Below are 23,952 nucleotides of genomic sequence, written 5' to 3'. Positions count from 1 at the left end.
CCGCGATAAATATCGTCCCTACTGATTTATTCAGTAGGGACTTTTTGTATTTTAGTGGCCCAACTTGAAAATCAAATATGTATGCGTTGAAAGGAAAAGCAGTAGTTGTTGTTTCCCTGTAACAGAGAGCTGGTGGTCGGTGTGAACCAGTACAAAAACAAGAGCGAATTACAGTCCTAGAGCATCTTTTTCGTAGTAAAGATAGTATATATCTTTATGAAGGGAAAGACGGTCAGATGATCGTTAACAATGAAGAGAGGTAGACGAAAGAAGTCTACAACTAGGGTGGTACCGCGATAAATATCGTCCCTACTGATTGCATCAGTAGGGATTTTTTGTACAAAAAAAGTGGGTTTTTAACTAGTAGAGAGTGTCTTTGTACGAATGATTAGTTTAAAATAAGAAGAGGTATCGATTCCACTTTAAATTTGTATAATTGACCAGTTCAGAAAATAGAGAATTTTTCATTCTCTTACTATACTTTTAAAACATTAGAGGAGGATTTCCAAATGGCAAATCATGAATTAGATCAATTACGTAAACAGGTAGATGAAATTAACTTACAACTATTACACCTTTTAAACAAACGTGGTGAAATCGTTCAAAAAATTGGGGAGCAAAAGCAAGTACAAGGTACGAAACGTTTTGATCCAGTACGTGAGCGTGAAGTACTTGATATGATCGCTGAGAATAACGAAGGACCATTCGAAACGTCAACGGTTCAACATATTTTCAAAACAATCTTCAAAGCTAGCTTAGAATTACAAGAAGATGATAACCGTAAAGCATTACTAGTATCACGTAAAAAGAAACAAGAAAACACAATCGTTGATGTAAAAGGTGAATTGATTGGTAACGGCACACAAACGTTCATCATGGGACCTTGTGCGGTAGAGAGCTTAGAACAAGTTCGCCAAGTAGGGCAAGCGATGAAAGACCAAGGCTTAAAATTAATGCGCGGTGGTGCTTTCAAACCGAGAACATCGCCATACGATTTCCAAGGTTTAGGAGTAGAAGGATTACAAATTTTACGCCAAGTAGCAGATGAATTCGACTTAGCAATCATTAGTGAAATTTTAAATCCAAATGATGTTGAAATGGCATTAGACTACGTTGATGTAATTCAAGTTGGTGCACGTAACATGCAAAACTTCGATTTACTACGAGCTGTAGGTAAAGTTAACAAGCCAGTATTATTAAAACGTGGATTAGCAGCAACAATTGATGAGTTCATTAATGCAGCAGAATACATCATTGCACAAGGTAACGACCAAATTATTCTATGTGAGCGTGGTATCCGCACATACGAAAGAGCAACACGTAACACATTAGACATTTCAGCAGTACCGATTTTAAAGAAAGAAACACATTTACCAGTTGTTGTTGACGTAACGCATTCAACTGGACGTAGAGATTTATTATTACCAACAGCGAAAGCGGCTCTTGCAATTGGCGCAGATGCAGTAATGGCTGAAGTACATCCAGATCCAGCAGTTGCATTATCAGATTCTGCACAACAAATGGATATTCCAGAATTCCATAAATTCATGGAAGAGTTAAAAGGATTCAAAAATAAATTATCTTAATTTCATATCATATATGCGCTGAAGAGGAAACAGTAGTGGTTATCTCACTGTTAAAGAGAGCTGATGGTCGGTGTGAATCAGTACAAAGGTAAGCATGAATTACAGCCTTGGAGCATCTTTTTCGTCAAGTTTTGATGGGAAAGACGGTCTAATGATCGTTAAAGAAGAAGAGAGGTAGACGAAAGAAGTCTACAACTAGGGTGGTACCGCGATGAACATCGTCCCTACTGAGCGCTCAGTAGGGACTTTTTTGTACAAAAAAATAGTAAAGGGGCAAGAGAAATGAGATACATTACAGCTGGAGAATCACATGGACCGCAGTTAACAGTTATTTTAGAAGGTGTACCAGCAGGTTTAACGCTGGCGGCGGAACATATTAATAAAGAATTATTAAGAAGACAAAAAGGGCACGGACGCGGAAGACGTATGCAAATTGAAACAGATACAGTTGAAATTGTAAGTGGTGTTCGTCATGGGATGACACTTGGCTCACCAATTACGTTAATCGTAAAAAATGATGATTTCAAACATTGGACGAAAGTAATGGGTGCAGATCCAATTTCGGAAAAAGAAAGTAAAGAAATGAAACGTACAATTACGAAACCACGTCCAGGACATGCGGATTTAAACGGGGCAATTAAATACGGTCACCGTGATATAAGAAACGTACTAGAGCGCTCATCTGCAAGAGAAACGACAGTTCGTGTAGCTGCTGGTGCAGTTGCGAAACAAATTTTAAAAGAATTAGGCGTAGAAATAGCAGGGCATGTACTTGAAATTGGTGGAGTAAAAGCAAAACATATTTCAAACTTGTCAATTGAAGAAATTCAAACAATTACTGAAAATTCACCAGTTCGATGTTTAGATAAAACAGTAGAACAAGAGATGATGGATGCGATTGATAACGCAAAAAGTAGCGGAGATTCAATCGGTGGTATAGTTGAAGTTATTGCAGAAGGTATGCCAATTGGCGTCGGTAGTTACGTTCATTACGATCGTAAATTAGATGCAAAACTTGCCGGTGCGATTATGAGTATTAATGCATTTAAAGGTGCTGAAATTGGCGTTGGTTTTGAAGCGGCAAGACAGCCAGGAAGTAAAGTGCATGATGAAATTTTATGGGATGAAGAACAAGGATACACGAGAAAAACGAATAATGCCGGCGGTTTAGAAGGCGGTATGACAACGGGAATGCCAATTGTCGTAAGAGGTGTAATGAAACCAATACCTACATTATACAAACCGTTAGCAAGCGTTGACATTGATACGAAAGAAGCATTCCAAGCGAGTATTGAAAGATCTGATAGCTGTGCAGTACCAGCAGCAGGTGTAGTAGCTGAATCTGTTGTAGCATGGGAACTTGCACATGCACTAGTCGAACAATTCGGAAAAGATCGTATGGAATTAATTCAACAAAACATTACGCAACATAATAAATACGCAAAAGAATTTTAATAAAAAGGTGGTTTTAACATGCAAGTAAAAGAGCAACTATCATCATTACAACCATATAAACCAGGTAAATCACCTGAACAAATGAAAGAAGTGTACGGAGATCATTCGTTTGTTAAATTAGCATCGAATGAAAATCCATTCGGCTGTTCACCACGAGTTTTAGATGAGTTGCAAAAATCGTGGTTGGATCATGCTTTATATCCTGACGGAGGTGCTACAACGCTCCGTCAAACAATTGCAAATAAGTTACATGTGCAAATGGAACAAGTACTTTGCGGTAGTGGTTTAGATGAAGTCATTCAAATAATAAGCCGTGCAGTACTAAAAGTAGGTGATAACATCGTAACGGCTGGAGCAACATTCCCGCAGTACCGTCATCATGCAATTATAGAAGGTTGCGAAGTGAAGGAAGTTGCGTTAAATAACGGTGTATACGACTTAGACGAAATTTCTTCAGTAGTAGATAACAATACAAAAATCGTATGGATTTGTAATCCAAATAACCCGACAGGCACATATGTGAATGACCGAAAATTGACTCAATTTATTGAAGGCATTAGTGAAAATACGTTAATTGTCATTGATGAAGCGTACTATGAATACGTAACAGCAAAAGATTTTCCAGAGACATTACCGCTTTTAGAAAAACATAAAAATATTCTTGTACTTAGAACGTTTTCTAAAGCGTACGGATTAGCTTCTTTCCGCGTTGGATATGCGGTTGGACATGAAGAGTTAATCAAAAAATTAAATGTCGTACGTTTGCCATTTAACGTATCTTCATTAGCACAAAAAGCAGCGACGATTGCTTTTGGTGATGAGGAGTTTATTGAGGAAATAGTTCGTGTAAATACAGAGGGATTACAACAATACGAGAGCTTTTGTAAGGAACATGATATTCCATTTTATCCATCGCAAACAAATTTCATCTTTTTGCCAGTTGAGAATGCTGGAGAGATTTATGAAGCTTGTGCACACGCAGGATTTATTATTCGTCCGTTCCCAAATGGCGTCCGTATTACAGTCGGAACAAGGGAGCAAAATGAAGGAGTGATTTCAGTGTTACAACAACACTTTGAAAATAAAAAAAGAAAGTCTCGAGATGAGGCAAATGCATAAGAAGGTAGTATTAATTGGAACTGGTTTAATCGGAGGCTCTCTCGCATTAGCAATTAAGAAAGAGCACGATGTAACGATAACAGGTTATGATATATTTCAAGAACAAGTAGAGCGTGCAAAAGAATTACACGTAGTAGATGAAATAGCAGTAAATTTACAACATGCATGTGAAGAGGCACATTTAATTGTTTTTGCTTCACCAGTTGAAGAAACGAAGAAGTTATTACACAAATTAGCGTCATTTCGTTTACGAAAAGATGTTATTGTAACCGATGTTGGTAGCACAAAAGGAACAATTATGAATGAAGCGGAAGCTTTATTTTCAAAGGAAATTTCTTTCATTGGTGGACATCCGATGGCAGGTTCTCATAAAACGGGAGTTGAAAGTGCAAAAGCGCATTTATTTGAAAATGCATTTTATATTTTAACGCCAATGAATCATATGCCAAATGAACCTGTGGAAGAGTTAAAAGATTGGTTAAAAGGAACAGGGTCACATTTCCTTGTTTTAAATACAGAAGAACATGATTATGTAACAGGGATCGTTAGTCATTTCCCGCATCTTATTGCCGCTGGATTAGTAAAGCAAGTGGAGAAACATGCAGGAGATAATCCACTTATCCATCAGCTAGCTGCTGGAGGTTTCAAAGACATTACACGTATCGCATCTAGTAGTCCGAAAATGTGGAGTGATATTGTTAAGCAAAATCGAGAGCATTTAATGGTATTATTAAAAGAGTGGATCTCTGAAATGGAAGATTTATATGATACAGTTTCTAGCGGAGATGCAGGCGAGATTCAAAACTATTTTGCGGATGCGAAAGAATACCGTGACTCTTTACCGGTAAGAAAGAGAGGGGCGATTCCTGCCTATCACGACTTATACGTCGATGTTTTAGATAAAGTAGGGGCATTGGCTCACATTACGAGTATTTTAGCGCGCGAAGAAATTAGTATTACGAACTTGCAAATATTAGAAGCACGTGAAGGATTGCTTGGGGTATTACGTATTAGCTTCCAACGAGAAGAAGATCGTATGAAAGCAAAGCTAGCGCTTGGAGAAGAAAAATACCAAACGTATGAAACAATTTAAATGAGAAGGTGAAAACGTGAAGGAAAGAACAATACAACCTGTTAATAACGGATTAAATGGCAATATTACAATTCCAGGAGATAAATCGATTTCTCACCGCGCTGTCATGTTCGGTGCGATTGCAGAAGGAAAAACAACAATTAAAGGTTTCTTGCCTGGTGCAGACTGTTTAAGTACGATTTCTTGTTTTAAAGAAATGGGAGTAGACATCGTACAAAACGGTGATGAAGTCACTGTAGTTGGTAAAGGATTAGAAGGTTTACAAGAACCGAAAGCTGTATTAGATGTTGGTAATTCTGGTACAACTATACGTTTAATGTCAGGAATTTTGGCAAATACACCATTTTTCTCTTGCGTACAAGGTGATGCGTCTATTGCAAAAAGACCGATGAAACGTGTAACAAATCCATTAAAACAAATGGGTGCAAACATTGATGGCCGCGAAGAAGGAACGTTTACACCGCTAACAATACGTGGTGGGGATTTAAAAGCAATTGAATACACTTCCCCGGTAGCAAGCGCACAAGTGAAATCAGCTATTTTACTTGCAGGACTTCGTGCAGAAGGTGTAACAGCTGTTACAGAACCACATATTTCTCGCGATCATACGGAAAGAATGCTTGAAGCATTTGGCGTCAAAGTAACTCGCGAAGGAAAGACAGTGAAACTAGCAGGTGGACAAAAGTTAACAGCGACGGATGTTCAAGTACCAGGTGACGTATCATCAGCTGCCTTTTTCTTAGTAGCAGGTGCAATTATTCCAAATAGTAAACTAGTATTACAAAATGTAGGTATGAATCCAACACGTACAGGTATTATTGATGTTTTAGAGAAAATGGGTGCTACGTTCACTGTAGAGCCAATTAACGAAGGAGCATCAGAACCAGCTGCAAACATTACAATTGAAACATCTTCATTAAAAGGAATCGAAATCGGCGGAGATATTATCCCTAGATTAATTGATGAAATTCCTGTAATCGCATTAGCGGCAACGCAAGCAGAAGGAATTACAGTAATTAAAGATGCACACGAATTAAAAGTAAAAGAAACAAACCGTATTGATACAGTCGTAGCGGAATTAACGAAACTAGGTGCTCGCATAGAAGCAACTGAAGACGGGATGATTATTTACGGGAAATCAGTTTTAAAAGGAAATACAGTTAATAGTTATGGTGATCACCGCATCGGAATGATGCTTGCGATTGCCGGCTGTCTAGCAGAAGGAAAAACAACAATTGAAGACGCAGAAGCAGTAGGCGTATCATACCCTACATTCTTCGAAGAACTTCAAAGGTTAACTAAATAAATGGATGAGAAGCAGATACAGGATGTATCTGCTTTTTTATATTGAATTTGTGTCGTTAAGTCTATATAATTTCATTCACCGCACTGTAATATTTTAAATTATGGTACAATTCAAATAAAGAAGGGGGAAAATTTATGAACGTTATACGATTAAAAGAAGATAAATTTAGAGAAGCATTACGCTTATCAGAATACGCTTTTCAATATAAAGTTGAAGAAGAACGAATGCAGCAGCAACTTACAAGAATGAAGGAAAGTCATGAAGTATACGGTATTATGGAAGGTAATGACTTAGCTGCAAAACTACACCTTATTCCGTTTCATATATACATAGGAAAAGAAAAATTTAAAATGGGTGGCGTTGCAGGGGTAGCGACGTATCCAGAATACAGAAGAAGCGGATATGTGAAAGAATTGCTTCAACATTCTCTTCAAACGATGAAAAAAGACGGATATACAGTATCAATGTTACATCCATTTGCTGTTACATTTTACCGTAAATACGGCTGGGAACTTTGTGCGAATCTTCTCGTATGTCATTTGACAAAGAGTGATTTAGTTATGAAAAAACAAGTGAATGGTACTGTGAAACGTTTCAATAAAGAAAATCACCCAGAAGAAGTCGAGAAGCTTTATGAAACATTTGCAGAACGTTTTTCTGGTATGCTTGTTCGCAATGAAAAATGGTGGTTACAAGCTGTTTATGAGGATTTAACATTAGCAATTTATTACGATGAAAATAAAACTGCAGCCGGCTATATGTTATATAAAATAGAAAACTATAAAATGACAGTAGATGAATTTGTTCCACTGCATAATGAAGCACGAAATGGTCTATGGAATTTTATTTGCCAGCATGATTCTATGATTAAAGAGCTTGAAATGACAGTAAGTGAAAACGAACAGTTGTTATATACATTGCAAGAACCACGTGTGAAAACAGAAATAAAACCATATTTTATGGGAAGAATTGTAGATGTAGAGCATTTCTTAAAACAGTATGAGTTAAACTGGAACAATGTACAACAAGAAGTCATTCTACACATTACAGATTCATTTGCACCGTGGAATAATGTATCAGTGAGACTTGCAAATTATGAAATAACAATTATAGAAGAAACGATGGATAAAGGGATCAAGCTAGATATAAATGCACTATCTACAATATTGCTTGGATACAAACGCCCATTAGAACTAAATGAATTAGAATTAATTAGCGGAAGCGAAGAGGAAATACGGGCATTTGAGAATGTAGTACCAGTGCACAAGCCGTTTATTTATGATTTCTTTTAATCTGCATATTTGAAATCGGGCTATTCTAAAATTTCATTTGGAATAGCTTCTTCAAATGTTGTCAGTTTTTGTCGGTAAGTCGATATATTTTGAAGATCGCTGATATAATTAGAGATGCGCCGATATATCCTGAAAATCGCTGATATATTTTAATAATCGCTGATATAAATTTTTTCACAAAACAAGGGATTAAAAACGCAATGATACTTGTCATACACTTGACTTTTATCCGATGTAATTTATAATTAAAAACGGAATGAATTTTCATTCCTGAAATTGAGGTGAAAAAATGGCTAAAAATAAACAAGAAGACATTTTTGATGCGGCAATACAACTTTTTGCAGAACGAGGTTATGATGGTACAACAATTCCGATGATTGCTGAAAAAGCAAAAGTAGGTGCTGGTACCATTTATCGTTATTTTGAAAATAAAGAAGCACTTGTTAATTCTTTATTTACGAAAAGTGTTTTACAGCTATCAGAGTTAATAAAAACCGACTTTCCAGTCAATGCAAATATTCGTGAACAGTTTAGCCATACATACAACCGTTTATTTGAATTTGCAAGACAAAATGCAGATGCTTTTCTTTTTACGAATTCTCACTGTGATAGTTATTTTCTCGATGAACATAGTAATGAAATATTCGAGGATTTTATGGGTTTCTTTATGGACTTGATTGAGGATGGAATCGAAAAAGGTTTTCTCCGTCCATTACCACCAATTGCGTTAATTATCATTGTATATCAACCGATTGAAAAATTAATTAAAGTAATAGAAACAGGCCAATTAGAATATACAGAAGAATTGGTAAAAGAACTGGAAGAAAGCTGTTGGAATGCTATTAGAATCATTTGATTCTATAGCGTTATAAGGATAGGAATGAACATTCATTCCGAAATCCATAGTTTAATAGAGCTAAAAAGTAAATTAATAGAACGAGAGGAATGAACGTTCATTCCGAAAGGGTGTTTTCAAAATAATAGGAATGAATATTCATTCCGTAACTAACATGAAATTTTAATCGCGGGAGATGATGCAAATGAGCAAGCTGAGAAATTGGAGAAGTTTATCTTTTCTATTGTGGATAGTTATTACCATTACAATGATCGTTACGATGCCTAATATGGATAAATTAGTGAAAGAAAAAGGGCACATTACGATTCCTAATACAGAACAAAGTAGTATTGCTGACAAAATGATAAAAGAAATGAATAAAGACGGGACAGAAAAGTATGAGATTATAGCAGTTTTTAATAGTGGTAGTAAAACAGCTTTAACGACTGAACAAAAAGAGGAAATAACAAAAACAATCAATGCTTTGCAAAATGAAAAAGAACAATTAGGAATTAAAGAAATTGTTTCACATTTAGATAATAAAGAATTAGAGAAACAATTCGTTTCTAAAGATAATACGACTATTTTAACGCAAATATCGATAGATAAAAAACATGGTGAAATATCGAAAGTTTCAAATAATCTTCATAATAAAGTGAAAACGAAAGGGGTAAAAACGTACTTAACAGGAAGTGACTTAGTAGCAGGTGATTTTCTTACATCTTCTCAAGAGGGAGTGAAAAAGACTGAAGTTATTTCTATCATTTTCATTCTTGTAGTATTAATCATTGTATTCCGTTCACCTGTTGTTCCGATTATTTCACTTCTTACAGTTGGTGTATCGTACTTAGTTTCAATGGGGGTTATTGCCCATCTTGTAGATCAATTTAATTTCCCGTTTTCAAACTTTACGCAAGTCTTTGTAGTTGTTGTCCTGTTTGGGGTTGGAACAGACTATAACATTTTATTATTTACGAGATTTAAAGAAGAATTAAGTAAACAAGAAAACTCATTTTTGGCTACGAAAGAAACATTTAAATCGGCAGGGAAAACCGTTTTATATAGCGGGATAGCAGTACTAATTGGTTTTGCATCTCTTGCTTTAGCGAGCTTTAAATTATATCAATCTACTTCAGCGGTAGCAATTGGTGTTGCAGTATTATTACTCGTATTAACTACGTTAAATCCATTTTTCATGGTGCTTCTAGGAAAAGGGATGTTTTATCCAGTTAAAACATTTAAAGGCCATGAAGATAGTCGTCTATGGGGATTCTTTGCGAAAAATTCAGTTGCAAGACCGTTTGTCGCTTTAATTATTGTATTCGTGATATCGATTCCTTTCGTATTAAAGTATTCTAATACACTTAATTACAACGATTTATTTGAAGTAGACAATAAATATGAGTCGAAAATGGGGATTAACGTAATAGAAGAACATTTTCCACCTGGTTTTTCTTCACCAAGTACGTTAGTCATTCAATCGAATAATAAGTTAGATGAGGCGAGTTCGCTTCAAACTTTAGATGAACTAACTGAAAAGATTTTGAAAGTGAAAGGTGTTTCAGAAGTATATGCACCGACACGTCCAACTGGTGAAAGAATTAAAGAACTATATATAAATAAACAAGCGGGTGAACTAAATACAGGTTTAGGAGATGCCAATGGTGGTATAAAGGAAATTAATGATGGATTAACTACTGCGAAAGATAAAATGGGTAGTAAGGATTCAAATAGTCTTGCAAACGTTCAAAAGTTAATTGATGGAACAAATGAAGCGAAAAATGGTGTATCGGCATTAGGAACAGCTTTAAATCAACTATCAAATGGCATAAATGACGGAGCAAAAGGTGCGCAGCAAATTGAGAGTGGGTTAACTTCAGTAAATGAAAATATAAGTGTATTATCTCATGCAACTTCACAACTTCATGCTGGCTATACGCAGTTAGAAAAAGGTTTAAGTTCTTACGATCAATACTTCGGAAGTATTTCTCAAGCGATTGACGGTGCGAAGAAAGGTTATGAACAAATTGAAATGTTAATGACCAATTTCATTCAAACGAAACCAGAATTAGCAAATGATCCTAACATTCTGCAGACGATAGGAATTGCTAAAGAGGCTCAAAAGCAATTAGGTGGGCTGTCAAATGAATTAAATCAATTAGCAGCGCAGCACAATGCGGCGATGGGATCATTTAAAGAAGCGAATCAATCGTTATTGAAAGTGGATAACGGCTTAAAAGAAATGAGCAATGGAGTTACTAAGTTACAAAAAGGAGCAGCTGATCTTAAAAATGGATTAAATGAAGGAGCAACAGGTTCAAAACAAATTGCAAACAAGTCATCTGAGTTACAAACCGGATTAACGAAAATAAACGATGGGCAAGGTCAGCTATTAACCGGACTGAAAGACTTGCAAGAACAGATGGGACAATTACAATCAGGACTATCTAAAAGTACAGAAGGCCTTGAAAAGGTAAGTAACGGCCTAGGGGATGCTCAGAAATATTTAGGAGAACTAAATGAATCAAAAAGCTCTGAGAAATTTTATATTCCAAAAGAAGTTTTGGAGGGAGAAGATTTCCAAAAAGCTTTGAATACGTACATGTCACATGATAGAAAGACTGCTAAAATGACAATCATTTTAGACGTAAATCCGTATTCAAAAGAAGCCATGCCAATTATTCAAGAAATCAATAAACCGATAGATGGTACTTTGAAGGGGACGGAATTAAATCATGCGAAAACAGCAATTGGAGGAACAACAGCTAGAAACGTTGATTTAAAAGAAGTAACAGGGCAAGACTTCTTACGTACAGCTACAATTATGTTAATTGGAATTGCAATCGTATTAATCGTGATTACACGTTCATTATTAAACACAATCTTTATTATTGGATCTTTAATATTAGCTTATTTTGCATCACTTGGTATAAGTGAACAAATTAGTACACACTTACTAAACGTAGATTCACTAAGCTGGAATGTTCCATTCTTTAGTTTCATAATGATTGTCGCTTTAGGAGTGGATTATAGTATTTTTGTAATGATGAGATACAATGAGTTAGAAGAGGACCCAGCGACGAAAATTGTAACTGCTTCTCGTCATATCGGAGGAGTCGTATTATCAGCGGCACTTATTTTAGGTGGTACATTTGCTGCATTAATCCCTTCAGGTGTATTAACGCTTATACAAGTAGCATCCGTTGTTGGTGTTGCATTGTTACTATTAGCTATTATTGTGATGCCGATATTGCTACCTGCTTTAATAGGCTTAACGAGTAAAATGAAGAATTATGCAAAGAAATTAAGTGAAAGGAAATAAAAGAATCGCCTTTTAAAAGTAACTGTTTCAGTTATGGGAGAGAACATATAAAATAACACACAAATTAGGGATGTAAATCACATATGATTTAGCATCCCTTTTTTAATTGGTATTACATTGTTTAAGTACTTTTATATAGTAAAATTGCAAAGGAAGAGAAAAAGAAAACAGTAAAAACAGCAGCGCAACGATTGGGGATTACTGACAAAGTATTTGGTTTGAAAGATAAATGGAAAATTTATGTTAAAATAATGGTAGAGATTGTGAAAAAATGTTCTTAAACTAACGGTCAGGATACTTTAAGAAGGATTTTTCAAAGGAAATGGTGAATATCATATTTTGAAGGAGTGATTGCAGTGGAGTAATTAATTTTTTAAATCTTGGTTAAATACTTTGAAGGAAGGGATTTATAAATATGAATGCAAAACTAATAATAGTAGAAGGTTTACCTGGATTCGGAAAATCGACCACTGCAAAGCTAATAAATGAAATTCTAAGCCAAAATAAAATTGAAGTTGAACTATTTTTAGAGGGGAATTTGAACCACCCCGCCGACTATGATGGTGTATCTTGTTTTAATAAATTTGAATTCGATAGATTAGTATCTAACAGTGGAGATTTTAAAGAAGTGCTTCTTAAAAGAGTTTTAAAAAAAGGAAGCAATTATTTATTACCATACAGAAAGATAAAAAATGAGTTTGGTGACCAGTTTTCGGACGAATTATGTAACGATATTTCAAGAAACGATATATATGAATTACCATTCGATAAAAATGTTGAATTAATTGCTGACAAATGGAATGACTTTGCTGAAATTGCTCTAGAAGATGATAAGGTTTATATTTTTGAATGTTGTTTCATACAAAATCCATTAACGATTGGGATGATTAAATACGGTGAACAAAAAGAAAAAATAATAAATTATGTAATGAAAGTTGCAAAAATCATAGAGAATCTAAATCCAATGTTATTCTATGTAGAACAAGATAATCTTGAACTTTCATTTAGGAAGGCATTAAAAGAAAGAACTCCAGAATGGTCTACAGGATTTGTCGACTATTACACGAACCAAGGCTATGGGAAAGAACATAACCATTCAGGTGTAGAAGGAACGATAAAAGTTCTTGAAGCTAGAAGGAATTTAGAGTTAGAAATATTTGATATGTTAAAAATGAACAAAGAAAAAATCAATAATACAAAATATGAAATTGACTCGTATAGGTCAATGTTAAAAGATAAGTTAATAATACAAATGGTGAAATAGCTTTTTACACTACCTGGTGCTTTAGTTTGCTATTTATAATGCGAAATGCATACAAATTATTGTGTTATTTCAATTGATAAACATAATACTCCAATTATAAATGTTTTTTCAAAATGAATCCTCTTTAAAACGTGTATGTAACTTTAATATAATTAAAAACAAAGGTTTTATTCAAGTTTGGAAAGAAAGGAATAGCAATCAACCGTTGCTATTCATCCAGCTTCTACTATATAATAACTATAGTCTACAATAATTGAGTCGTAATATGCGATTTTTTAAGACAATCGGTGAGAAAACGCTGAAATAAGCGGTATTAGTAGGAGGACACAAATGATTACAGTAAGTAACGTTAGTTTGCGTTTCGCGGATCGCAAATTGTTTGAAGATGTTAACATAAAATTCACGCCAGGTAACTGCTACGGTTTAATCGGAGCAAACGGTGCTGGTAAATCAACATTTCTAAAGATTTTATCTGGAGAAATCGAACCATCAACAGGTGACATACATATTACGCCAGGTGAGCGTCTTGCAGTATTAAAACAGAACCACTTCGAATACGAAGAGTTCCCAGTATTAGAAACTGTAATTATGGGTCATACTCGTCTTTACAAAGTAATGCAAGAGAAAAATGCCATTTATATGAAAGAAGATTTTAGTGATGAAGATGGTATGCGTGCTGCTGAACTTGAAGGTGAGTTTGCTGAGCTGAACGGTTGGGAAGCTGAGTCAGAAGCTGCAATTCTTCTTAAAGGTTTAGGTATTGGTGAAGACCTTCATGATAAGAAAATGTCAGAATTAACTGGGGCAGAGAAAGTAAAAGTATTACTTGCTCAAGCTTTATTCGGTCAACCTGATATTCTATTACTAGATGAGCCTACCAACCACTTGGACTTAAAAGCGATTCAATGGTTAGAAAACTTCTTAATGAACTTTGAAAATACAGTTATCGTTGTATCCCATGACCGTCACTTCTTAAATAAAGTATGTACGCACATGGCTGATCTTGATTTCGGTAAAATTCAACTTTATGTTGGTAACTATGACTTCTGGTATGAGTCAAGCCAATTAGCTTTAAAATTAACACAAGATGCTAATAAGAAAAAAGAAGAGAAAGTAAAAGAGTTACAGAACTTCATTGCGCGCTTTAGCTCAAACGCATCTAAAGCGAAACAAGCAACTTCTCGTAAAAAATTATTAGATAAAATTACATTAGATGATATTAAGCCATCATCTCGTCGTTACCCATTCGTTGGCTTCACACCAGAACGTGAAGTAGGAAATGACTTATTAACTGTTGAAGGTCTTTCTAAAACAATTGATGGTGAAAAAGTGTTAGATAATGTGTACTTCACTTTAAATAAAGGTGATAAAGTTGCATTTATCGGTCGTAACGATATTGCGATGACGACATTATTTAAAATCCTTATGGGTGAAATGGAGCCAGATAGTGGTTCATTTAAATGGGGCGTTACAACATCTCAATCGTACTTCCCAAGAGATAACTCTAAATACTTTGAGAACAGTGACTACAACTTAGTTGAATGGTTACGTCAATTCTCTCCACAAGATGAGTCAGAAAGCTTCTTACGTGGTTTCTTAGGCCGTATGTTATTCTCAGGCGAAGAAGTTAAGAAGAACGTTTCAGTACTATCTGGAGGCGAAAAAGTTCGTTGTATGTTATCTAAAATGATGTTAAGTGGTGCAAACGTTATTACACTTGACGACCCAACGAACCACTTAGACCTTGAGTCTATCACTGCATTAAACAATGGTTTAATTGCATTTAAAGGTACAATTTTATTCACATCACATGACCATCAGTTCGTACAAACAATTGCAAACCGCATTATCGAAGTAACGCCAAACGGTGTAATCGATAAAGAGGCTACTTACGATGAGTTCTTAGAAAATGAAGAACTTCAAAAACAAGTAGATGCAATGTACAAAGGTCAATAATAAATGATGAAAACCCTCGCTCTCGTTTTGAGAGCGAGGGTTTTTTTATAAATTGTATTTTATGGATTGTGAATAATTATTCAAAAATAATTTTATTGAAGGAAAGAGATTTGAATGTTGTACATAGAAGAATGGCTGAAGCATAAATAACTGACGAAATATAATATACATTAAAAAATAAATGTTATCTATTGTGAATTTAATTATATTACATTAATGTTCCAGAACTGGAGACATATTTATTTGCGAAGTAGGGAATAAAGGTATATAGTATGTGATGTCATAATTAGTGGATGAATCTTGGGAGAAAACAGAAAATGTTACAAATTTATTTTGTTAAATAGAAACCAAGGTCAAAATGTATAGAAAGAAATAGTTGAATAAATACTAGCTTCAAATTATAATTACTAGTATTCTTCATATAGTTAAATAAATAGAATCTATTTGAAGATAAAAAATTGAATAGAGAGACAGACTTATAAAAAAATAAGCCTTGGATGATCAAAAGAGGTGGAGAAATGAAACAATTCTTATTAAAGAGCAAAAGCGTGCTAAGCAATCATTTTGGATTCTTTCTGTTTGCCGTTATTTTATTTTGGCTCAAAACATATGCGGCTTATGTAACAGAATTTAATTTAGGTATTTCAAATACAATCCAAAAATTCTTGCTGTTTTTCAACCCGCTTAGTTCAGCAGTTCTATTTTTAGGACTTGCATTATTTGCAAAAGGGAAACGATCTTATATTTGGTTAATTGTTATCAACTTGTTATTGTCGATTCTTTTATATGCAAACGTCGTATACTATCGCTTTTTCAGTGACTTTATTACGTTCCCGACGTTGACACAAACGAATAACTTTGGAGATTTAGGTGGTAGTATTGTTGCGTTGCTACATCTTTATGATCCGCTATACTTCTTAGATACAATTATTTTAATTGTGTTAGTTGCAACGAAATTTGCAAATCCAAAACCAATTCGTGTTGCGAAGCATAAAGTATCACTAGTATTTGTAGCAGGTATTTTATTATTCAGTGTTAACTTAGGACTTGCAGAATCTGACCGTCCTGAATTATTAACAAGAACGTTTGACCGAAATTATATTGTGAAATATTTAGGGGCGTATAACTACACAATTTATGATGGAATTCAAAGTGCGAAAGCATCAACGGAAAGAGCGTTAGCTGATGGAGATAATATGACAGAAGTAAGAAATTATTTAACATCAACTTATGCTAGTCCGAATCCTGAGTATTTCGGTAAAGGTAAGGGAATGAACGTAATTTATATTCATTTAGAGTCATTCCAAAACTTCTTAATTGATTATAAATTAAACGGTCAAGAAGTTACGCCGTTCTTAAACTCATTTACAAAAGATGCGAATACGCTTTATTTTGATAACTTCTTCCATCAAACAGGACAAGGGAAAACGTCTGATGCGGAGTTTATGTTAGAGAATTCTATGTTTGGTTTACCACAAGGGTCTGTATTTACAACGAAATCTCATAATACGTATCAATCAGCACCAGCAATTTTAGGACAACAAGGATACACATCAGCTGTATTCCATGGTAACTATAAAACATTTTGGAACCGTGACGATATTTATAAATCATTTGGTTTTAATAAATTCTTTGATGCTTCATACTATGATATGAACGAAAAAGATGTAGTAAACTATGGATTAAAAGATAAACCATTCTTTAATGAATCCATTCCGTTATTAGAAACATTGAAACAACCGTTCTATACGAAGTTTATTACGTTATCGAATCACTTCCCGTATCCGATTGATAAAGAGGAAGCGACAATTGAACCAGCAAACACAGGTGACTCGTCTGTAGATACGTATTTCCAAACAGCACGTTATTTAGACGAATCTGTAAAAGGTTTCATCGATTACTTGAAACAATCTGGTTTATACGATAATTCTATTATCGTTATGTACGGAGACCATTACGGTATTTCAGATAATCATAATGCAGCAATGTCAAAAGTAATGGGTAAAGAAATTAACTCATTTGAAAATGCACAGTTACAACGTGTACCATTTATCGTTCGTGTACCAGGTGTGAAAGGTGGCGTACAACATCAATATGGTGGTGAAATTGATGTTCTTCCAACTCTTTTACACTTACTAGGAACAGATACAAAAAATTATGTTCAATTTGGTTCAGATTTATTATCACCAGATCATAAACAAGTTGTTGCGTTCCGTAACGGCAACTTCGTAAGCCCAACAGTTACTGCATTAAACGGCAAATACTATGATACAACGACTGGAAAACCAGTAGAATTTACAGATGAAATAAAACAAAATGAACAAATGGTTCAAAACTCGTTAAAATACTCTGACCAAGTCGTAAATGGTGACTTATTACGATTCTACACACCGGAAGGATTTACACCGATAGATCGTTCGAAGTATAACTATAACAATCGTGATAAAAACAAAACGAAAGTAAAAACGACTCCGGAAGGGGAAGCTAAATAAATAACAAAAGGCACTATTCCTATGAATAGTGCCTTTTGTTTGTAAATAAAACATCATCATGAGATAGAACCATCTGTTGCTTTCTGTTTTGCCTTTCCGAAGAAAACTACACCGGCAATAATGATAATGATGAATGCCCATTTCATGAAAGGGTTACTTTCGAAAAATGCAGCGAACCATTTCTCGTCTACAATCATTTTCGCAGCGGTATAAGCTAAAACAGCTGCTCCAATCGTAATGATGATAGGATAACGGTCAACCCATTTTAAAATTAATGTACTGCCCCAAACTACTACTGGAATTGAAACTAATAGCCCGATGATTACTAAAGAAAAATTGCCATGCGCAGCTCCAGCAACAGCGAGAACGTTATCAATTCCCATCAATGCATCAGCAATGATAATGGTTTTAATAGCAGACCAGAAACCTTCTTCCGCCTTAATATCGTGATCTTTGCCTTCAGCAATTAATTTGTAAGCGATCCATATAAGGAGTACACCACCAATTAGAAGTAGCCCTGGTATTTTTAACAACCAAACGACAACTAAAGTAGCGAGGGCTCTAATCGCGATTGCCCCGATAGTTCCCCATATAATAACTTTCTTTTGTTGATCTTTCGGTAATCGTCTTGCTGCTAACCCAATTACAATGGCATTATCACCTGCTAACACTAAATCAATTACAATAATGGCAAGTAAGGCTGACAAATATTCAGCTGAAAGGAAATCCATATACATATCACTCCTTAAGAGTAATATGTGCTAAAGTGTTGATAATATAAAAAATAGGATTGACTTTGTATATTCAATCCATAATTTCTTACTGTATTTTGATAAATCTGTTTTAATTTCGTATCAATCGCCTTTACAATCTCTTTTGCTTTTCGATTCATCTTTTTAATACGGTTTTTTCTTCTACTATCCAAGTTTTTACTTCTGATTTCATGAATAGATCTATCTTCCTTAGCACGAAAACGTCGTATTTTTTTACGAAGGAGAGAGGGGGAATTGAGTCGAATATACGAGGAGTAATTCCAAAAACGATAAAAAGACTTGATTCCTAGTTAAAGGAAATCAAGTCTTTTTATTACATACGATTATCGTGCCAGAAGTTTAATGGGAAGTGTTCGTTCTCACTATAGGCTTCTAATTCATATCCTTTTTCTTTCAGCCCTTTAATAATACCAGGTACTGCTTTTACGGACTGTGGATGAATGTCGTGCATAAGGATAACTTCTGTTGGCTTGTTTGCACCATTAATAACGTTTTCTACAATTTTAGCTGATGCAGCGTCAACCGGCATTTTGTTATATCTCCAGTCTAATGAATCAATTGTCCAATCCCAAACTTTTAGCCCATTCTCAACAACTTTGTTGCGAAGCGCTTCGTTTAATCCTGGCATTGAGCCGTAAGAAGGACGAGTTAATACTGGTGATTTACCTAGAACGCCAGCGATTAATCCTTGATCTTCTTTCATCTCATCTACGTAATGACCTTCTGTGTAAAGTTTCTTGTAGTTATGAGTCATACTGTGCATCCCAACGTAGTGGCCTTCAGCATCTTCACGCTTTACAAGATCAGGAAAAGCTTTTACATTTGAACCAATAAGGAAGAATGTTGCTTTTGCATTTTCTTTCTTTAACATATCTAAAAGCTCAGCTGTGTATTTTCCAGGACCATCATCAAATGTTAAATAAGCTACTTTTCTAACTTGCCCATTGTATTGTTTTGGAGCTTCTTTCGGTGCAAGAGACGATTGAATTTCACTTACAAGTTGAACAGATTTTGCTTCATCCTCTGTACTTGCTAGAGCAGTATGTGTTGATCCTAAAGCCGCTTCGTATGTAAATAATACCCCCGCGCAAATCAAAATAGCCCTTTTCACTAAAGTTGTCATTCGAATTCCATTGTGCATAATTTTCCTTCTCTCTATAAAAGTTCTACTCTACTATATTAGCAATTATAGGGAGGTAATTGCAAAAAAACTTTTTTACAAGTGCAAAAAAGTTTGTCCAAAAGTATGCAAGATTTCATACTTTCGTATCACTTCATTTTCGTTCCAATTATTGATTCGAATATTTTTGTTTTTTATTAAGATATTGGTAAAGAAACAATGAAATGAAAAGGGAGGGGGAATATGGCTAATTATATTTGCAATACATGTGGAGTACAGTATTCCTAAAATGAAGAAGCACCTTCTCGTTGGAACATTTGTAATGAAGAAAGACAATATGTGAATCCAATTGGACAGTCATGGACAACATTAGAAACTATGCAAAATAGCAATTTATACAAAAAGGAAGAAATGTTTATTTTATCTTGATATCCATATAATTAATTTTATATGAATTTAATACTAAAGGCCTACTATTTATAAACTAATAGGCCTTTCAACTTAAGTAGTTCTCACACTAATGAGGGATGTTAAAGGAAATATATGTTACCTATAATAATGACTGTAAATATTTGGAAAACGAAAAGGAGGAGATTTGCATGAAGAATTGGGTTCAATTTAGAATCGCAAGACCAACAGATAAATTTGAAGAAGTTATATGTTTTTATGAGACGGGGTTAGGATTAAAGCGTATAGGAGAATTTCACAATCATGAAGGATATGATGGAGTTATGTTTGGATTACCGGATGCCGAGTATCATTTGGAGTTTACAACGCATGTTAATGGAAGTCCCTGTCCGGCACCGACAAAAGATAATTTACTAGTTTTTTATATGCCTAATAAAGATGAAATTGAAAAAATAGTGAATCGATTAAGCAATATGGGCTATCATGAGGTGGAACCAGAAAATCCGTATTGGATAGAGAAAGGAATCACAATAGAGGATCCAGATGGTTGGAGAATTGTGCTAATGAACGCATTTGAATAAAGAAGCTCTTTTCGTATGTAATGAAGTGTAACAAAATGATTGAGTCATAAATCCCTACAGCATTTGTAGGGATTTTTATATAAGAAGATTTAGTTAAGGGAGTTATTAAAAAGTATAGAGTATTAAGTCATATAGAAGGTACAGGCCAAGAAATTATTGTACAAATGAATGGGAAACCAATTCATGCATGGGTAGCATCTGCTGGTATTGGTGGAACTCTAATGGGGGGGTATAAAGCAGTAAAGAATTATACAAAAAAATTGAGCTACATTTAGTAATGCCTGCTGAATTGCCTTATGGTTCTGAACAACCACCAAATGATTTAAAGAAATATGCTGGATCAGGTGGGTTCGGCTTAGGAAGGAAACAGGAAGACAATTTGATAGAAAAACAATGGACTTATTCATATGAAGAGACCTTGTATGAAATGGCGCGTTTTTATAATGAAACTAGTATGAAAATAGGAACGTCTGCGGCAGCGAATTTATTAGCCGCTAAACAAATTGGGAGAGAAAAAGGTTCGGATTTTAATGTAGTTACAGTTTTTCCAGACGCAGGGTCCATAGAAGAGTGGTCAGATGTAAAGAGTTTACCAAAAATAAGGAGAGAATCAAACCATTAAAAGTTCTTTCATATTCTATTTCTTACACTATAGGAAATCGATGAAACGAAAACCTGTATATGTAAAATGTACAGGTTTTTCGTAGTGGTTTTAGATGTTTGTAGCAACTAAAAAATTTCACATACCGTATTTAAAAAATAAATATAGGAAAACCAAAAAGTAATGTAGAATATATCGTACATACATATATGAAGTCAATAGAAAAGATAAAGAGGTGGGCATATGTTACTTGAAGAAGTAATGCAGCAACTAGAGGAATATGGAACAGAACAAAATCGTAAAACGTATAAAAACCACGGAGCGAAAGAGCCACTATTCGGAGTTAGTTTTGCTAATTTAAAATTGTTAAAAAAGAAGATAAAAAAAGATCATGATTTAGCAATTTCATTATGGGAAACAAAAAATATGGATGCAATGACATTAGCAACAATGATATTAGATCCAAAAAAAGTTACGACAGAACTACTAAATAAATGGGTACAGGAAGTTGATTATTATTGTTTAATGGACGTTTTAATGACGGCTATTTGTACGTCGCCAATCGCGATAGAAAGAATGGAAGACTGGACAAAGTCTGATGATGAATGGATTGGAAGAGCAGGCTGGTCTTTATTAGCAAATATAGCGATTAAAAATAAAACGTTACAAGATGATTTCTTCTCTCCTTATCTAGAAGAAATTAAAGTAAATATACATAATGAAAAAAATAGAAAAAAAGAAGCAATGAATAGTGCTTTAATTGCGATAGGAATTCGTAATGAAGACTTAGAGCGAAAAGCGATTGAAATTGCACGTGAAATTGGAAAAGTACACGTTGATCACGGAGCAACGTCATGCAAAACACCAGACGCAGAGTCGTATATAAAAAAAGCGAGAGAAAGAGCTGCAAAAAAGAAAGTGAAATAAGAAAAGGGGAACGGTTATGAAAGCAATGGAAGCGGCAAAAAGCATCATTACATCACACTTTCCGGATTGTGATGTAGCCTTACTTGGAGGAAGCGTTGCAAGAGGGGAAGCGACAAAAACATCTGATCTGGACATTGTAATAATAGATCCTAGTTTGTCATCTTGTTATAGAGAATCTTTCTATAGTAATGGATGGCCAGTTGAGGTATTTGTACATAATTTTGAAACGTTAAAAACCTTTTTTAAAATGGATTGTGATCGCGGAAGACCTTCGTTACCACAGTTAGTTGCAGAAGGTGTTGTATTAAAAGGGGAAGATGAAATTGTTGAGAAATTAAAAAGCGAAGCGAATGAGTTACTAAATAAAGGACCAGCTAAATGGACTGAAGAAATGATGAAGCAGAAGCGTTATTTTATTACAGATACTTTGGATGATTTTATTGGTGCATCAAAAAGAGAAGAAGAGTTGTTTATCGCGAATTTATTAGCTGATTTATTACATGAATATGTATTAAGAGTAAATGGGAAATGGCTTGGAAGTTCAAAATGGTTTATAAGGGTACTTAGAAAATATGATGAACAATACGCAGATCAATTTGTAGTGGCGTTCGATCATTTTTATACAACGGGAGAGAAAATAAAATTAATTACTTTTGTAGAAAAAACGCTAGAACAGTATGGAGGAAGAATGTTCGAAGGGTTTTGTATAGGAAAGTAAAAAGGGGATAATACAATGAATATACCATTCGTTCAATTAAGAGAACTGACACTAGATGATGTAGAAGACCGATATCAATGGTCATTAGATACAAAAGTAACAAAACATTTAGTTGTACCAGATCAATATCCACCGTTCACTCGTGAAGATACGAAAAAATGGATTGAAGCATGTATAAATCGAAAAAATGGTTACGAACAAAGAGCTATCACGGCAGAGAACGGCCTACATATTGGATGGGTAGATCTTAAAAACTTTGATAAAACAAATAAAAATGCAGAATTGGGAATCGCGATTGGTAATAAAGAATACTGGGGTAAAGGGTATGGAATAGCTGCCCTATATAGTATGTTACATGTAGCATTCTTTGAATTTGAATTAGAAAAAGTATGGCTACGTGTAGATGAAGATAATTTTCAAGCTAGAAAGAGCTATGAAAAGGCTGGTTTTGTATGCGAAGGGTTAATGAGAAATGATCGATTACGTAGAGGTCAGTTCATTCATCGCTATCGTTATAGTATGTTAAGAGAAGAATATCAATCTTTAATTAGTAGTTTATAAAAATGTTATGTTAACTAAAAGGGGATAGAGAAATATGATTCGATTACTTACGAAAGAAGATGCAAAAAAATATTGGGACTTACGTTTACAAGCATTACAAGTAAATCCAGAGGCATTTGTAACAACTTATGAAGAGGCGATTCACCAAGAAAATCCGATTAAGCGAGTGGAAAGTAATTTAACAGCTGCTACTAGTTGTACATTTGGTGCTTTTAATGAAGATCATCAATTAGTTGGAGTTGTTACTTTACTAACAGAAGAGAAAGAGGCGTATAAACATAAAGGCCATATCGTTGCGATGTATGTAGATGCAAGCAATCGAAGAAGTGGCCTTGCACGTGAGTTAATACGTAAAGCAATCGAAAAAGCAAGAGAAATGAACTTGGAACAATTGACATTAGGTGTTGTATCCACAAACGTGCCAGCAAAAAGGTTGTATGAATCAATAGGCTTTAAAACGTATGGGATTGAAAAGAGAGCTATAAAGATGAATGGTGTGTATAGTGATGATGAACATATGGTTTTGTTCCTTTAAAAGAGGGA

19 protein-coding genes, 2 pseudogenes and 3 other annotated features (1 of these 24 only partly in view) are annotated in these 23,952 nt (G+C 34.7%); of the genes and pseudogenes, 18 read left to right on the top strand and 3 right to left on the bottom strand.

The features are described 5' to 3' along the window. Nucleotides 1–23 (top strand) — a binding site (T-box leader); it begins 214 nt to the left of the window's first position. Nucleotides 24–77: 54 nt separating this feature from the next. Continuing rightward, nucleotides 78–314 (top strand) — a binding site (T-box leader). A 195-nt stretch (nucleotides 315–509) separates the two neighbouring features. The 11 genes from ACTT1L_RS01160 (at nucleotide 510) to ACTT1L_RS01110 (ending at nucleotide 17,720) form a co-directional block, all read left to right on the top strand. Further along, on the top strand, nucleotides 510–1,586 hold the full coding sequence (locus ACTT1L_RS01160) for a bifunctional 3-deoxy-7-phosphoheptulonate synthase/chorismate mutase (protein ID WP_001273581.1): 1,077 nt from the start codon (nucleotides 510–512) through the stop codon (nucleotides 1,584–1,586). 9 nt (nucleotides 1,587–1,595) lie between these two features. Further along, nucleotides 1,596–1,815 (top strand) — a binding site (T-box leader). Nucleotides 1,816–1,868: 53 nt separating this feature from the next. Further along, on the top strand, nucleotides 1,869–3,041 hold the full coding sequence (gene aroC / locus ACTT1L_RS01155) for a chorismate synthase (protein WP_001269400.1): 1,173 nt from the start codon (nucleotides 1,869–1,871) through the stop codon (nucleotides 3,039–3,041). A gap of 18 nt (nucleotides 3,042–3,059) precedes the next feature. After that, entirely contained in the window at nucleotides 3,060–4,160 is a 1,101-nt protein-coding gene (hisC, locus tag ACTT1L_RS01150) for a histidinol-phosphate transaminase (protein WP_061130976.1), read from the top strand. Next, nucleotides 4,153–5,253 (top strand): prephenate dehydrogenase, encoded by a 1,101-nt coding sequence (gene tyrA / locus ACTT1L_RS01145; protein WP_061130977.1) that lies wholly within the window; start codon nucleotides 4,153–4,155, stop codon nucleotides 5,251–5,253. Before hisC ends, tyrA begins: the two co-directional genes overlap by 8 nt. A 16-nt stretch (nucleotides 5,254–5,269) precedes the next feature. Then, nucleotides 5,270–6,559: a 3-phosphoshikimate 1-carboxyvinyltransferase gene (aroA, locus tag ACTT1L_RS01140; RefSeq protein WP_000664611.1), complete on the top strand. Its 1,290-nt coding sequence runs from the start codon at nucleotides 5,270–5,272 to the stop codon at nucleotides 6,557–6,559. Between the two features lie 134 nt (nucleotides 6,560–6,693). Further along, nucleotides 6,694–7,851: a GNAT family N-acetyltransferase gene (locus ACTT1L_RS01135; RefSeq protein ID WP_442821730.1), complete on the top strand. Its 1,158-nt coding sequence runs from the start codon at nucleotides 6,694–6,696 to the stop codon at nucleotides 7,849–7,851. Nucleotides 7,852–8,140: 289 nt separating this feature from the next. Further along, nucleotides 8,141–8,707 (top strand): TetR family transcriptional regulator, encoded by a 567-nt coding sequence (locus ACTT1L_RS01130; protein ID WP_442821729.1) that lies wholly within the window; start codon nucleotides 8,141–8,143, stop codon nucleotides 8,705–8,707. Nucleotides 8,708–8,891: 184 nt separating this feature from the next. Next, nucleotides 8,892–12,008 (top strand): MMPL family transporter, encoded by a 3,117-nt coding sequence (locus ACTT1L_RS01125; protein ID WP_442821728.1) that lies wholly within the window; start codon nucleotides 8,892–8,894, stop codon nucleotides 12,006–12,008. Nucleotides 12,009–12,423: 415 nt separating this feature from the next. Continuing rightward, nucleotides 12,424–13,272 (top strand): hypothetical protein, encoded by an 849-nt coding sequence (locus ACTT1L_RS01120; protein ID WP_000992226.1) that lies wholly within the window; start codon nucleotides 12,424–12,426, stop codon nucleotides 13,270–13,272. A 330-nt stretch (nucleotides 13,273–13,602) separates the two neighbouring features. Then, on the top strand, nucleotides 13,603–15,228 hold the full coding sequence (locus ACTT1L_RS01115) for an ABC-F family ATP-binding cassette domain-containing protein (protein WP_000633868.1): 1,626 nt from the start codon (nucleotides 13,603–13,605) through the stop codon (nucleotides 15,226–15,228). Between the two features lie 518 nt (nucleotides 15,229–15,746). Then, complete coding sequence (locus ACTT1L_RS01110; RefSeq protein WP_000808752.1) at nucleotides 15,747–17,720, top strand: LTA synthase family protein; 1,974 nt, start codon at nucleotides 15,747–15,749, stop codon at nucleotides 17,718–17,720. A gap of 56 nt (nucleotides 17,721–17,776) precedes the next feature. Here ACTT1L_RS01110 and ACTT1L_RS01105 read toward each other — a convergent pair whose 3' ends face one another. From ACTT1L_RS01105 to ACTT1L_RS01095, 3 genes are all read right to left on the bottom strand, one after another. After that, nucleotides 17,777–18,451, bottom strand: coding sequence for a TerC family protein (locus tag ACTT1L_RS01105; protein WP_076867668.1), 675 nt, complete (start codon nucleotides 18,449–18,451; stop codon nucleotides 17,777–17,779). A gap of 14 nt (nucleotides 18,452–18,465) precedes the next feature. Continuing rightward, nucleotides 18,466–18,645 (bottom strand): hypothetical protein, encoded by a 180-nt coding sequence (locus ACTT1L_RS01100; protein WP_076867669.1) that lies wholly within the window; start codon nucleotides 18,643–18,645, stop codon nucleotides 18,466–18,468. A gap of 161 nt (nucleotides 18,646–18,806) precedes the next feature. Further along, nucleotides 18,807–19,634, bottom strand: coding sequence for a peptidoglycan-N-acetylglucosamine deacetylase (locus ACTT1L_RS01095; RefSeq protein ID WP_000551424.1), 828 nt, complete (start codon nucleotides 19,632–19,634; stop codon nucleotides 18,807–18,809). Between the two features lie 222 nt (nucleotides 19,635–19,856). Between ACTT1L_RS01095 and ACTT1L_RS01090 the strand changes: the two are divergent. The 7 genes and pseudogenes from ACTT1L_RS01090 to ACTT1L_RS01060 all read left to right on the top strand — a co-directional run. Then, nucleotides 19,857–20,021: pseudogene (locus ACTT1L_RS01090) on the top strand (hydrolase); the annotation flags it as partial. Between the two features lie 191 nt (nucleotides 20,022–20,212). Next, nucleotides 20,213–20,602: a VOC family protein gene (locus tag ACTT1L_RS01085; RefSeq protein ID WP_071741960.1), complete on the top strand. Its 390-nt coding sequence runs from the start codon at nucleotides 20,213–20,215 to the stop codon at nucleotides 20,600–20,602. 119 nt (nucleotides 20,603–20,721) lie between these two features. Further along, nucleotides 20,722–21,224, top strand: a pseudogene (locus tag ACTT1L_RS01080) (pyridoxal-phosphate dependent enzyme); the annotation flags it as partial. Nucleotides 21,225–21,446: 222 nt separating this feature from the next. Beyond that, complete coding sequence (locus tag ACTT1L_RS01075) at nucleotides 21,447–22,130, top strand: DNA alkylation repair protein (protein ID WP_000923436.1); 684 nt, start codon at nucleotides 21,447–21,449, stop codon at nucleotides 22,128–22,130. Nucleotides 22,131–22,146: 16 nt separating this feature from the next. Beyond that, nucleotides 22,147–22,848, top strand: a complete 702-nt coding sequence (locus ACTT1L_RS01070) for a nucleotidyltransferase domain-containing protein (protein ID WP_000646299.1) — start codon at nucleotides 22,147–22,149, stop codon at nucleotides 22,846–22,848. Nucleotides 22,849–22,863: 15 nt separating this feature from the next. After that, complete coding sequence (locus tag ACTT1L_RS01065) at nucleotides 22,864–23,409, top strand: GNAT family N-acetyltransferase (RefSeq protein WP_076867672.1); 546 nt, start codon at nucleotides 22,864–22,866, stop codon at nucleotides 23,407–23,409. Between the two features lie 34 nt (nucleotides 23,410–23,443). After that, a complete protein-coding gene (locus tag ACTT1L_RS01060) occupies nucleotides 23,444–23,944 on the top strand; it encodes a GNAT family N-acetyltransferase (protein ID WP_071741962.1) in 501 nt (166 codons plus the stop codon). Nucleotides 23,945–23,952 lie beyond the last annotated feature (8 nt).

It is taken from the genome of Bacillus sp. FH, assembly GCF_052216825.1.
GTDB lineage: Bacteria > Bacillota > Bacilli > Bacillales > Bacillaceae_G > Bacillus_A > Bacillus_A paranthracis.
This window is presented reverse-complemented; position numbering and strand designations above follow the sequence as displayed.

Coding starts and splice junctions, on each gene's coding strand:
- ACTT1L_RS01160 (WP_001273581.1), top strand. CDS start 510: ATGGCAAATCATGAATTAGATCAATTACGTAAACAGGTAGATGAAATT.
- ACTT1L_RS01120 (WP_000992226.1), top strand. CDS start 12,424: ATGAATGCAAAACTAATAATAGTAGAAGGTTTACCTGGATTCGGAAAA.
- ACTT1L_RS01075 (WP_000923436.1), top strand. CDS start 21,447: ATGTTACTTGAAGAAGTAATGCAGCAACTAGAGGAATATGGAACAGAA.
- ACTT1L_RS01135 (WP_442821730.1), top strand. CDS start 6,694: ATGAACGTTATACGATTAAAAGAAGATAAATTTAGAGAAGCATTACGC.
- ACTT1L_RS01125 (WP_442821728.1), top strand. CDS start 8,892: ATGAGCAAGCTGAGAAATTGGAGAAGTTTATCTTTTCTATTGTGGATA.
- ACTT1L_RS01105 (WP_076867668.1), bottom strand. CDS start 18,451: ATGGATTTCCTTTCAGCTGAATATTTGTCAGCCTTACTTGCCATTATT.
- tyrA (WP_061130977.1), top strand. CDS start 4,153: ATGCATAAGAAGGTAGTATTAATTGGAACTGGTTTAATCGGAGGCTCT.
- ACTT1L_RS01095 (WP_000551424.1), bottom strand. CDS start 19,634: ATGCACAATGGAATTCGAATGACAACTTTAGTGAAAAGGGCTATTTTG.
- ACTT1L_RS01085 (WP_071741960.1), top strand. CDS start 20,213: ATGAAGAATTGGGTTCAATTTAGAATCGCAAGACCAACAGATAAATTT.
- ACTT1L_RS01070 (WP_000646299.1), top strand. CDS start 22,147: ATGAAAGCAATGGAAGCGGCAAAAAGCATCATTACATCACACTTTCCG.
- ACTT1L_RS01065 (WP_076867672.1), top strand. CDS start 22,864: ATGAATATACCATTCGTTCAATTAAGAGAACTGACACTAGATGATGTA.
- ACTT1L_RS01110 (WP_000808752.1), top strand. CDS start 15,747: ATGAAACAATTCTTATTAAAGAGCAAAAGCGTGCTAAGCAATCATTTT.
- hisC (WP_061130976.1), top strand. CDS start 3,060: ATGCAAGTAAAAGAGCAACTATCATCATTACAACCATATAAACCAGGT.
- aroC (WP_001269400.1), top strand. CDS start 1,869: ATGAGATACATTACAGCTGGAGAATCACATGGACCGCAGTTAACAGTT.
- ACTT1L_RS01115 (WP_000633868.1), top strand. CDS start 13,603: ATGATTACAGTAAGTAACGTTAGTTTGCGTTTCGCGGATCGCAAATTG.
- ACTT1L_RS01130 (WP_442821729.1), top strand. CDS start 8,141: ATGGCTAAAAATAAACAAGAAGACATTTTTGATGCGGCAATACAACTT.
- ACTT1L_RS01060 (WP_071741962.1), top strand. CDS start 23,444: ATGATTCGATTACTTACGAAAGAAGATGCAAAAAAATATTGGGACTTA.